This is a genomic window from Flavobacterium sp. SLB02, assembly GCF_009664855.1.
In the GTDB taxonomy this organism is placed as follows: Bacteria; Bacteroidota; Bacteroidia; order Flavobacteriales; family Flavobacteriaceae; genus Flavobacterium.
The window spans coordinates 5,018,944-5,031,225 of the sequence record NZ_CP045928.1; the positions used below are offsets into that span (position 1 = coordinate 5,018,944).

8 protein-coding genes are annotated in these 12,282 nt (G+C 35.3%); 4 read left to right on the plus strand and 4 right to left on the minus strand.

Annotated features, from left to right (window positions below; genetic code table 11):
• Positions 1–55: 55 nt before the first annotated feature.
• The 3 genes from GIY83_RS18815 (at position 56) to GIY83_RS18825 (ending at position 5,897) form a co-directional block, all read left to right on the plus strand.
• Positions 56–1,447, plus strand: coding sequence for an NADH-quinone oxidoreductase subunit N (locus tag GIY83_RS18815; RefSeq protein WP_194615170.1), 1,392 nt, complete (start codon positions 56–58; stop codon positions 1,445–1,447).
• Positions 1,448–1,611: 164 nt separating this feature from the next.
• The gene (locus GIY83_RS18820; RefSeq protein WP_208682853.1) at positions 1,612–2,385 is read left to right on the plus strand and encodes a Bax inhibitor-1/YccA family protein; all 774 of its coding nucleotides are present in this window, start codon (positions 1,612–1,614) and stop codon (positions 2,383–2,385) included.
• A 671-nt stretch (positions 2,386–3,056) separates the two neighbouring features.
• Positions 3,057–5,897, plus strand: a complete 2,841-nt coding sequence (locus GIY83_RS18825) for a T9SS type A sorting domain-containing protein (protein ID WP_208682855.1) — start codon at positions 3,057–3,059, stop codon at positions 5,895–5,897.
• A 92-nt stretch (positions 5,898–5,989) separates the two neighbouring features.
• On the opposite strand, the gene ltrA is transcribed toward GIY83_RS18825, so the two are convergent.
• Together ltrA and GIY83_RS18835 are read right to left on the minus strand one after the other, a co-directional pair.
• A complete protein-coding gene (ltrA, locus tag GIY83_RS18830) occupies positions 5,990–7,222 on the minus strand; it encodes a group II intron reverse transcriptase/maturase (protein WP_229029134.1) in 1,233 nt (410 codons plus the stop codon).
• A gap of 648 nt (positions 7,223–7,870) precedes the next feature.
• A complete protein-coding gene (locus tag GIY83_RS18835) occupies positions 7,871–9,424 on the minus strand; it encodes an aldehyde dehydrogenase family protein (RefSeq protein WP_208682857.1) in 1,554 nt (517 codons plus the stop codon).
• Between the two features lie 181 nt (positions 9,425–9,605).
• On the opposite strand from GIY83_RS18835, the gene GIY83_RS18840 reads away from it, so the two are divergent.
• Positions 9,606–10,565, plus strand: coding sequence for an MBL fold metallo-hydrolase (locus GIY83_RS18840; RefSeq protein ID WP_208682859.1), 960 nt, complete (start codon positions 9,606–9,608; stop codon positions 10,563–10,565).
• Between the two features lie 442 nt (positions 10,566–11,007).
• Here GIY83_RS18840 and GIY83_RS18845 read toward each other — a convergent pair whose 3' ends face one another.
• Together GIY83_RS18845 and GIY83_RS18850 are read right to left on the minus strand one after the other, a co-directional pair.
• Positions 11,008–11,511, minus strand: coding sequence for a hypothetical protein (locus tag GIY83_RS18845; RefSeq protein WP_208682861.1), 504 nt, complete (start codon positions 11,509–11,511; stop codon positions 11,008–11,010).
• 171 nt (positions 11,512–11,682) lie between these two features.
• Positions 11,683–12,222 carry a 3-hydroxyanthranilate 3,4-dioxygenase gene (locus GIY83_RS18850; RefSeq protein WP_194615165.1) on the minus strand — a complete coding sequence of 180 codons (540 nt, stop codon included), beginning with the start codon at positions 12,220–12,222 and terminating at the stop codon, positions 11,683–11,685.
• Between the last annotated feature and the right edge of the window lie 60 nt (positions 12,223–12,282).

Below are 12,282 nucleotides of genomic sequence, written 5' to 3' on the forward strand. Positions count from 1 at the left end.
TAAAAATAAATTAGGGCATCATTAGTTTGAGATTTCCTAAATCAAAAAAACAAAAATGAATACATTAATAGCTATAACAGGATTGGGTATTTTCTGCCTATTGTTTGAAATTCTTAATTTAAGAAAGGCCATCGTTCCTATTACCATTATTGGTTTGTTGGGCGTTTTGGCCCTTAACTATTACGAATTTGGATCAACAGCAAGTTACTATAATAATATGATTACGGTGAGTAAGTTCTCTACCACGTTTTCATCATTGTTTATTATTCTAACTATTTTCTTAGTAGCATTAAGTCATAATTTTTACGAAAATCATCCAACAAAAATCTCTGATTTTGTGGCTATCAAAATCTTTTTATTGGCTGGAGGAGTTGCTATGGTTTCTTTTGGAAACTTAGCGATGTTTTTCTTAGGAATCGAAATTTTATCCATAGCGCTTTATGTATTGGCAGCAAGCGAAAGATTAAATCTAAAAAGTAACGAAGCAGGTATGAAATACTTTTTGATGGGATCTTTTGCATCAGGAATTATCTTATTCGGAATCTGTTTGATTTACGGAGCAATGGGAAGTTTTGATGTTGCAGAAATTCATGAAAGCTCTTTATCTGCCGAATTGCCAATCTGGTTTCCAATTGGTATGATCTTAATGATTATTGGTATGTTGTTTAAAGTTGCTGCAGTTCCTTTTCATTTCTGGGCTCCGGATGTTTACGAAGGATCTCCTGCTTTAACTACTGCTTTAATGAGTACTTTGGCTAAAGTTGTGGCGATTGCAACTCTTTATAAATTGGTTTCGGCATTGAATTTTGTTCCGTCTTTAGACAATCAGGATCTTTTAGGAACATTTGAAACTATCGTAGTGATCATTTCAATTGCTTCTATGACTGTTGGTAATATAATGGCATTACGTCAGGTAAATGTAAAACGTATGCTGGCATTCTCAGGAATTTCTCATGCAGGTTTTATGTTGATGACTTTATTAACGGTTGCAACATCAGCAGGTGTTTTATTATATTATACTGCTGCTTATGCATTGGCCGGAATTGCTGCTTTTAGCGTAATCTTATATGTTTGCAAAAATCAGGACAATGAAGATATTACGAATTTTCATGGTTTAGGAAAAACAAATCCATTGTTAGCGGCAATACTTACAGGTTCATTGTTATCTATGGCCGGTATTCCTATTTTCTCTGGATTTTTTGCTAAATTATTTTTATTCAATCAAACTATCGAGGCTGGATATATTGCTTTAGTAATCGTTGCTGTTATCAACTCTATTATTAGTGTTGGGTATTATTTCAAATTAATATTAGCTATGTATTCTAAAGAGCCAAACCAGGAACGTACCGGAAAACCTTTCCTTATTTATGCAGTTGCTGTAATTTCGATTACTTTAAATATTGTTTTAGGTTTGTTTCCATCATTAGTTTTAGATTTATTGAACTAAAAATTCAATCAAAATATAAAGAAATCCATTCGTTTTCACGAATGGATTTTTTATTTCAGGGACATTCTATTTCAGAAGAGAAATTCATGTTAAAAATTTAACTTAAACAATACGAGCTTCAAAAAAACTCCATATATTTGGGTTCATTTAAATGTATTAGAAATATGAACTTCAACTCAAAAAACCCATTTTTAAGCAACAAGCGTTTTTCATCAAATGCTGTTTCAAAAGCTGAAGAAGTACACCAAGCTCAAATTATTGATTACAATCAGGAAATGACTTTGTCAGGTACTATCAATAAAACAGCTATTTTATTTTTAATATTATGCGGATCTGCAATGGTAACATGGTGGATGGCATTTAACGGAATGAATGCATTATTACCTGCAATTGGCGGAGCAATAATAGGTTTTATTTTGGTTTTAGTTTCAGTATTCAAACCTCACCTTTCTCCATATTTGGCTCCGGGTTATGCCCTATTTGAAGGTCTATTTATTGGAGGAATTTCTGCGATTTTTGAAGCTAAATATCCGGGAATTGTAATTAATGCGGTTAGCGCTACATTAGTCACCTTTTTAGTTTGCTTAGGTTTATATAAATTTAAAATTGTAAAAGTTACGGAGCAATTTAAGTCAGTAGTTATTGCTGCTACTTTAGCAATTGCGACTTATTATTTGATTTCATGGATAGCTTCATTGATTTTCAACTTCACTCCTGTTCATTACGGAAACGGAATGATGAGTATTGGAATTAGCGTTTTTGTTATTATTATCGCTGCTCTGAACTTATTCTTAGACTTTGATCAAATTGACAAAGGTGTTCAGGAAAGAATGCCAAAATTCATGGAATGGTATGGCGCTATGGGATTAATGATCACTTTAGTTTGGTTATACATCGAATTCTTAAGATTATTATCGAAATTATCAAGTAAAGATTAATTCTTTCTATACCATAAATACAAAGCCTTTTTGATTTCTCAAAAAGGCTTTTTTTTATGATCTAATATTTCCATCCTCCTAAATTTTATAGATCGTTTTCTATTCCTTTTGGCAAGTAACTGTTGGTTTCAATTATGTAATAATTTTACTTTTTACTTCAATTTTTCAATTGGATCAATAGCCTGTAATTCATCTATTACAAAAATTAAAAAATCTGCTTTTTAGACTTTTCAAAATAAATAATTGCATCATTTTTTTGTATCAAATATCTTCATCATTTTTTGATTTAAAAGCCAATTTTAAGTCAAAAACATGAAAGCTTTATTTTAAATTGTAGCTTTTTACTTGTTTAATATGTATCCTATCCAAATAAAATTAGATACAATATTTTTATGCGATTTTGTTGTATTCTGTCTTTGTATAGATTTACAAAATTCAATAAAAACACTCCCTGACAAGCTATTTTACAATTATGTAATAAATTGCATTTAGTGTAATTTATTACATAATAATTATTAAAAGCAAATATTTTTATGTTTTATGTTTTTTTATAGCTAATTAATTACACATTTAAAAAAATAAATATACTTTTGTGTAATCGATTACAATTATTAAAATAGTTTCGATACCCAAAAAACCACAAAAACTTTATTAACAAAAAAACCACGATTATGAAAAAAAACCTACTTATCCTGACGCTCTTTCTTGTCAGTATTCAAACATGGGCGCAACAAGTTCAGATTAACGAAGCTTCTGGCTGGTTAGAATCTGTTTTTATAAAATGGCAACCTGTAAGTAATGCCCAAACGTATAATGTTTACTACACCGGAAATGGTTTAGTCGACAAAAAAATAGACGACCAGCTTATTAGAAGTTATGGTTCGTATTTTCGCGCTGATATTCCAGGTCTAAAAGCCGGAACGTATACTGTAAAAGTAAAACCGGTAATAGCAGGAACTGAAGGAACAGGTTCAACAACAAGTAATCTAACTGTTTTAGCACATGACCGTAATGGTTTTGCATTTGACGGAGGACGCGTTCCGGGCGGTTACAATGCTGATGGAACTCCAAAAGCCGGTGCGGTAATTCTTTACATTACTCAAAATACTAAAAATACGATATCTATGGACATCACCGGTGCAAGTTCTAATCCGTGTGTGGGCTTACAAAATATTTTATACGCGATTAAAAAAGGAAAGGATACACGTCCGTTTATTATTCGATTGATCGGAAATATCACTGATATGACCGTGATGGAAGGCGGAGATGTTGTAATTGAAAACTCAAACAACGCTTCCAGCTATCTTACTCTCGAAGGGGTCGGAACAGATGCTGTTGCAAATGGTTGGGGAGTTCGTCTTAAATCTGCCTCTAATATTGAAATTAGCAATATAGGTGTTATGAATTGCAATAGTACTGCCGGCGATAATATTGGAATGCAGCAAGATAATGATCACGTTTGGGTTCATAATTGCGATTTATTTTACGGAAATGCGGGCAGCGATGCTGATCAGATAAAAGGAGACGGGGCATTAGACAATAAAACTTCGACTTATATTACACTGGCTTACAATCACTTTTGGGATAGCGGTAAAGCAAGTCTTTTAGGATTAAGTGAAGGTACTACAAGCGGTTTGTATATTACCTATCATCATAACTGGTTTGACCACTCTGATTCACGTCATCCACGCGTTCGTTATTATTCGGCGCACATTTATAATAATTATTTTGATGGAGTTTCAAAATACGGATCAGGCTCTACTTTAGGTTCTTCTTTATTTGTTGAAGGAAATTATTATAGAAATAGCAAATACCCAATGTTGACCTCTTTACAGGGAAGTGATATCTGGGACGAAGCCAATCAGGTAAATAATGCCGGAACTATGGGAACATTTTCAGGCGAAGCGGGAGGTTCAATCAAAGCATTCAACAATACTTTCGACGCAGATATTGCTACAAATAATATGCGGTTTGTAGCTTATGGCGATACAAATCCTTTATACAACATTTCAGGAAAAACAAGCTCTACCACAGACTTCGATGCTTATGTAGCAACAACAAGAGGTGAAATTGTAAGCAGCAACGTAAAGTCTAAATCTGGAGCAAATACTTATAATAACTTTGATACCAACGCAGCTTTTTATGTAAAAAACTTAGTAATAGATCAACCTGCAGTTGCAAAATCAAAAACAACACAATATGCCGGAAGAGTTTCCGGAGGAGATCTAAAATGGACATTTGATAATAGTGTAGACGACAAATCGTCTCTGGTAATTACAGCATTAAAATCTGCACTTACCAATTATACGGGACCATTAGTAGCTGTGCAAGGCGAAGGAACTCCGCCCGCGAACCCTCAAACCCTTACTTCGACAACAAACAATAATCAAACCGTAACAAGCGGAACAGCTATAAGTTCTATTGTTTTTACCTGGGGAGGAAGCGCGACAGATGCAACATTAACGGGATTACCGGCATCGGGAATTAGTTTTGTAAAAAACATAACCGCTAAAACTATTACTATTACAGGAACTCCTACAGCCACGTTATCTTATTCTATTGCTACAATAGGAACAGGAACAGCTGCTACTGGATCAGGCACAATTACTGTTTCGGCAGCAAATGGTCAAACTCTTACTTCTACAGCTAATAACAACCAAACTGTAGCAAGCGGAACAGCCATTGCTTCGATTGTCTTTACCTGGGGAGGCAATGCAACAGACGCAACAGTAACAGGATTACCAGCATCGGGAATTACTTTTGTAAAAAATACTTCGGCAAAAACGATCACTATTTCCGGAACTCCAACAGCTACAGTTTCATATTCCATTGCTACAATCGGAACAGGAACACCCGCTACAGGATCAGGAACAATCACGGTAACAACAAACAATCCGGGTAATAATCAAATTCACAATTTTACCACTTCTGGAAAAACAAGTTCGTTCTACACTATTACCGGAAACATGAATTCTACACCCGGGTCTGTAACCTATAACGGATTGACTTTGACTGAACGTTTAAAAATCGAATCAAGTACGACGATTACTTACTCCACAACAAGCGCTTCGACATTAACTTTGGTTTTTGATTCGAACTTTACAGGAACAGTTAAAATAGATAATGTTTCTTATACTGCTTCTGCAGGAATAGTTACGGCTTCAATTGCTTCGGGTTCACACACCATCTCAAAAGGATCTGTGGCTAACTTATTCTATATAAGCACTGAATATTCGGGAAGTACTTTACGAACAGCAAATTTTGAAGCAACACAAACAGTAGAAATTGCAAAACCGGTATTATATCCTAATCCTGTTACTAATACATTATCGATCTCGATTGCTACACAAAATATAGAAAAAGTTTTGATCTATAATATTTCAGGCATGTTAGTAAAAACCGCCGATAAAAATCTGGAAAATATAGATGTTAATCATCTGGTTCCGGGAACTTACTTAGTGAAAATAAATACTACAGATGGTTCATTTAATTACACAGTTTTAAAGAAATAACCTCTAACCTAAAATCGGATAGGAACCTAGGGATTAATTCCCTAGGTGACCTTCCACACCACCCGGCATACAGATCCGTACCAAGGCGGTTCTTAATTTACGATACATTTTAGGTAGGTGTCAGTCATCAATGTATATCCGGCTTTTCTTAGAGTTTGTGTGTCTAAGGCTATTTGCAGGATTGGACTAAGCGCAGTTCGACAATACCCCTTTCGGGTATTAGACCACTGGTAGGCTTGGTTGTCTTTAACTCCAATCTTTTTCAGATTGTTGTATTTAGTACTTATCTTCTTCCAGCTTTTCCATATTAATATTCGTATTCTAAATCGAAGCCATTCGTCTATACGTTTAATCCTGCCTGACATATCGGCTAGTTTAAAATAGGATACCCAACCCTGCAAGTAATATCGTAAGAGTTCTTTGATCTTTTGATACCCCATACCATTACTGCGGTTAGTAATTTCCTTTAACCTGTCTTTGAGTTTACTGTAACTCTTTGGATGTACACATAGCCCCCATTTCCCTTTACTTTTGTTATAGAAGCTATATCCACGGAATTTCTTTCCTTTTATATACCCAACCGTAGTTTTCTCCTTGTTTACCCTTAAGTATAATACGTTTTCAATAAACGCAGTTATACTTTCCTTGACACGAAGACAAGCTCTATTACTTTTACAGAAGATTAAACAATCATCCGCATAACGTGCAAAGCGGTGTCCGCGTCTGGCGAGTTCCTTGTCCAGTTCGTGGAGCATTATATTACTCAACAATGGATTTAGAGGACCGCCTTGAGGAACTCCTAGTACACTTTCTTCGAATTTGTTCCCCACAACAATACCAGACCTTACATACTTATGGATAAGGGATATCACTCGTGGGTCTTTGACTTTCTTTGATAGTAGTTCTATGAGCCTACTGTGACTCACAGTATCAAAGAACTTCTCTAAGTCTAAATCCACTACACAGCAATAACCAGCATTAAGATGACTTTCTACTTCTTTCAAAGCAGTATGGCGCCCTCTTTTAGGCCTAAAGCCATGACTACTTGAGTAGAACTCTTGCTCGTAAATAGGGGTTAGGATTTGGGCAATACTTTGTTGCACTAGGCGGTCTACAACACTAGGGATACTAAGTGACCTTGTTCTACCTCCCTCTTTGGGTATCTCAACTCTTCGAACGGCCTTAGGTTTGTATTTCCCGTTTTCTAGCGATTTGATCAATGACTCTTTATGTTCTAAGAGCCATTCTAATAAAATCTCAGTGGACAACTTGTCTATTCCAAAGCTTCCTTTATTGGATCTGACTCTTTTATAAGCCAGATTCATATTGGAAGGGCTTACGATTAGCTCTAGTAGCTTCCCTGAACTAAATGTACTTCCATGAGGTTGTTTTCAGTTATCCAAATAAAGGTCTGCACTCCTTGGTAGCTCTCGGATTCCGTCCTATCCTTCCCAAGGTAGTTATCAAAATGATTTGATATTTTCTGCATTCGTTCCTTCATAGGTAACATTCATTTACTACTCACTTAATTAAGTTCAGTCCTTCAGTACTCATTTCCAGCACCTACTATGACCTCTGCTGACTTCTTATAGCAATTGTTAATCCATAGTGCTGTAAAAAAAACTTCCCTATGTCTATAAGATCTCCCCAGGTAAGAACGATAACTTTCCTCTCATCTGCCTGCTATATTTACCATCATGCTTCCGTACAGTTTGGGACTTCAGTTTGGCTTGCAACTTTATCCAACATTTCTGGCCTTGTATATAGTTTCTCTCCGTCAGGCCAAGAGTTTGCCTACTGCTTCCTTCAGATTCCACCTCGAGATGAACACCCTTGCATTCAGCTAACACTTCCCACTGTAAAGGCGTGTTCGGGGCTTACACCCTAGAGTTATCACCCATGCTGGGCGCACAAGCAAAAGGCTTCCAAAAATATTGGAAGCCTTTTTTATATAATATTCTTACAATCAAATTCTACAAATCAAATTTGATTCCTTGTGCCAAAGGTAAACTTGTTGTATAATTGATTGTATTGGTCTGACGGCGCATATAAATTTTCCAGGCATCAGATCCTGATTCACGTCCGCCTCCGGTTTCTTTTTCACCACCAAAAGCACCACCAATTTCAGCTCCTGAAGTTCCGATGTTTACGTTTGCAATTCCGCAATCTGAACCTACTACTGATAAAAATCTTTCGGCTTCACGTAAATTATTCGTCATAATTGCCGATGATAACCCTTGCCCCACTCCATTTTGAATTTCGATAGCATTATCAACGTCACCTGAATATTTAATTAAATATAAAACCGGAGCAAATGTTTCATGCTGTACAATAGCGTAAGAATTTTGAGCTTCGGCAATTGCAGGTTTTACATAACAGCCGCTTTCATAACCTTCACCGGAAAGTACTCCGCCTTCCACCAAAATTTTTCCGCCTTCGGCTACAACTTTGTTCAAAGCGACAGCATACATTTCAACAGCATGAGTATCAATTAGTGGTCCAACGTGATTGTTTTCGTCAAGCGGATTTCCTATTCGCAATTGTTTATACGCTGCTACCAAAGCGTCTTTTACTTTATCATAAATACTTTCGTGAATGATCAGTCGGCGTGTAGATGTACAACGTTGTCCGGCAGTTCCTACCGCACCAAAAACAGCACCAATAACGGTCATTTTGATATCGGCATCAGGAGTAACAATGATCGCATTATTTCCTCCAAGTTCTAATAATGATTTCCCTAAACGTCCCGCAACAGCTTGTGCAACGATTTTTCCCATTCTGGTAGAACCAGTAGCAGAAACTAACGGAATACGGGTATCAGCCGTCATTAATTCTCCTATTTTATAATCGCCATTAATCAAACAAGAAATTCCTTCCGGCAAATTGTTTTCTTTAATAACTTGTGCGATGATGTTTTGACAGGCAATTCCGCAAAGTGGTGTTTTTTCAGAAGGCTTCCAAACACAAACATCGCCAGAAATCCATGCAAGCGCCGTATTCCAGGACCAAACTGCAACCGGAAAGTTGAATGCCGAAATAATCCCGACAACTCCTAATGAATGATATTGCTCGTACATACGATGTCCAGGTCTTTCAGAATGCATCGTTAATCCGTGAAGCTGACGAGATAATCCCACTGCAAAATCGCAGATATCAATCATTTCCTGCACTTCCCCATATCCTTCCTGTAATGATTTTCCCATTTCGTAAGAAACCAATTTACCTAGAGCCTCTTTATTTTCACGTAACTTTTGCCCAAACTGACGAACAATTTCTCCACGTTGTGGCGCAGGAATCAAACGGAAAGTTTTAAAAGCTTCTGTTGCTGCCTGCATTACTTTTTCGTAATCCTCAGGTGTCGACATTTTTACTGAAGCAATTAGTTTACCATCTACCGGTGAAAAACTATCCAGAATTTCTCCCGAAGAAAAGTTTTGTACTCCTGTTGATGTTCCTTCATTGATCAGTTTGATGCCCAATTTTTCCAGAGCCTCATTCATTCCAAATTGCGATACTATTGTTGTCATTGTAACTTTTTTAGTTAAAATTGTTATATTTTTATGTAAAGATATTATTTCGAGTTGAATTTCAACCGAAGCAAGTTGTTAAAATCAAGTAAATTTAGGATTAATAAAACTCAATTAGAGAAATATTCTACAATTTATTCGCCTTAATTCAGGAACTTTGCAGGAACAAAATTATTTAAATATGTCTGTTTTCAATCGCCTTTTGATTTGTTTCGTTTTAATTTCTGTAAATGCATTTTCTCAAAAAGAACAAAAATCTGCTTTTCAGGTTGTTCCGTTAGGAATAAAAGGTGGTATCGACGAAAAAAATCTTTCGGCTTATTTAGTGGCTCCAACAAATACGAATGATTTTATTGCTTTGGATGCGGGAACTATAAATGCGGGAATCGAAAAAGCAATTGAAAACAACGTTTTTAAAGTTTCGACAAGCGAGGTTTTACGTAAGTATATTAAAGGATATTTTATTTCGCACGCACATTTAGATCACCTTTCGGGATTGATTATTAACTCTCCTGCCGATTCTTCGAAAACAGTTTATGCCACTGAAAAATGTATGGAGATGATGGAGAATCATTATTTTAATGATGAAACCTGGGCCAATTTTGGTGATAAAGGTCCCGGAACTCCATTGAAAAAATATCATTTTCAGACTCTGAATATAGGAGAAGAAACTCCAATTACCAATACAACTATGACGGTAAAAGCATTTCCGTTAAGTCATGTGAATCCGTTTGAAAGTACTGCTTTCCTTGTTAGAAATGGAGCATCTTATGTGCTTTATCTAGGAGATACGGGACCAGATGCTGTAGAAAAAAGCGATAAACTTAAATCACTTTGGACAGCGATTGCTCCTCTTGTAAAAAGCAAACAATTGAAAGGAATTTTTATTGAAGTTTCGTTCCCCAATGAGCAACCGGATCAATTCTTGTTCGGGCATTTAACGCCAAATTATTTGATGAAAGAGCTTCATACTTTAGAAAATTTGTCAGGAAAAGGAACTTTAAAAGGTTTCAATATTATTGTTACACATTTGAAACCGCCAACCAAAAACATCATCAAACTTAAAGAACAATTGCAAAAGCAAAATGACTTAGGGTTTAAGATTATTTATCCTGAACAAGGGAAAAAGTTTGAGTTGTAAAAAATTCCCGTTACAACATGAAATTCGATCGTAGTCAATACTTTCGTATATGTTTTATACTATCCAATATTTCTAAAAACATATCAAGCATCACATAATTGTAAACAGAGACTTTGATGATTTGACAAGTCAAAGCTAGCTTATTAAGTTTTATTTAGAAGTATTATTTTGTAATATATCCAATGTCTGAGAAGAATTTCTTCCACTTAATGGATCAATAGACTCAAAATTAAAATAAGATTTTACAACTGTCATTATTCTTTTATTTTTAACTATTTCGTTGAAATTTAGAAATTTCATTCGCTGATATTCTTCTCTCGGAACCATTAAAAATTCAACATAGAAGTATTCAATATTAAAATTATCCTTTGCATTTGTACTGATTTCAATTTCTCTTCCATTTTCTATATGAACTTGAATAAATCTATCATATAAACCCCATTCATAAATTTACATCTTGCCCTGTATAGTAATCGGAACCTAATTCTTCTACACCATCAACTGTAGTTTTGTACTTGTCATAAAATGACTTCATAAGTCTTTGAAGTTCTTTCTCTTGTCTAAATTTTGCATAACCTACGACTGCTTTAATCTTTTTCTTTTCGTCTATTTCAATATAAATCCTATGGAAAAACAACTCATCAAAATGTGCTACGCTATCTTGTTTCTCTATAGTCTTATAACCACATCTTTTTACGCCAGTTGGCAAAACACTTCCAGTTTTTCTATCATACATTTTTTCATCTGTACATGAATAAGACTCTGTTGCTGTTGTATCAAATATTTTTGATGTCAGTTGTTTTGCATCTTCATTAAAATCCATTATAGTTAAATCAAATTTGCATTTTGCTTTTAATATTTTAGGCTGTTCAAATTCTATTACTTTTCTTTTACACCCAATAATGAGTAAAATTAGAACAGGTATGATTTTAAAATGGCTTTTCATTTTCTTAAATTAATTGACAAAATTTTAATGCTATTATAGTGAAGCACTTTAAACTTCTTTGGGGAATTAAAAAAAGTGGACAAAATTTGTAATTCCCGCCCATATACCTTTTATATTCGAAAACCACACAAGAGAATTTGTGCGAAAGTTTGGAAAATCATTTCTAATTAACTACTTCTTCGCGACAAATCTCGGATCAGATTCCATTACAGTTCCGCAATTGTCGCAGGTTCTCAATTCTTCTGAATTATAGAAATGCTCGAAATGTGGCAGGAAATCTTTCTCGATATTATGGAGTTCAAAAAGCACTTCGTAGAGTTTGTGATTGCAATTGTCGCAATGCCAAAGCAATCCGTCAGTATATCCTTTTCCAGCACGCTTGCGCTCGATTACTAAGCCTATAGAACCTTCTGAACGAACTGGAGAATGAGGGATTTTTGCTGGATGAAGGTACATATCTCCGGCATTCAATTCCATTTCCTTACGCTCGCCATCTTCCTGAATAACCACTTTTATACTACCTTCGAGTTGATAAAAAAGCTCTTCGGTTTCGTTATAATGGTAATCTTTACGGGCATTTGGACCCGCTACAATCATGACAATATAATCGCCTGAATCTACATAAAGATTTTTATTGGCTACAGGCGGTTTAAGTAAATGACGGTTTTCGTCAATCCATTTGGTTAGGTTGAAGGGTTTTGCTATTGACATTTTTAGTGGTACTGAGTTTCTATGAAGCTAAGTTAATGAAAAGTTTCCAGTCGCAGTCGC

Coding starts and splice junctions, on each gene's coding strand:
- GIY83_RS18825 (WP_208682855.1), top strand. CDS start 3,057: ATGAAAAAAAACCTACTTATCCTGACGCTCTTTCTTGTCAGTATTCAA.
- GIY83_RS18835 (WP_208682857.1), bottom strand. CDS start 9,424: ATGACAACAATAGTATCGCAATTTGGAATGAATGAGGCTCTGGAAAAA.
- GIY83_RS18820 (WP_208682853.1), top strand. CDS start 1,612: ATGAACTTCAACTCAAAAAACCCATTTTTAAGCAACAAGCGTTTTTCA.
- GIY83_RS18845 (WP_208682861.1), bottom strand. CDS start 11,511: ATGAAAAGCCATTTTAAAATCATACCTGTTCTAATTTTACTCATTATT.
- GIY83_RS18815 (WP_194615170.1), top strand. CDS start 56: ATGAATACATTAATAGCTATAACAGGATTGGGTATTTTCTGCCTATTG.
- GIY83_RS18840 (WP_208682859.1), top strand. CDS start 9,606: ATGTCTGTTTTCAATCGCCTTTTGATTTGTTTCGTTTTAATTTCTGTA.
- ltrA (WP_229029134.1), bottom strand. CDS start 7,222: ATGAATCTGGCTTATAAAAGAGTCAGATCCAATAAAGGAAGCTTTGGA.
- GIY83_RS18850 (WP_194615165.1), bottom strand. CDS start 12,222: ATGTCAATAGCAAAACCCTTCAACCTAACCAAATGGATTGACGAAAAC.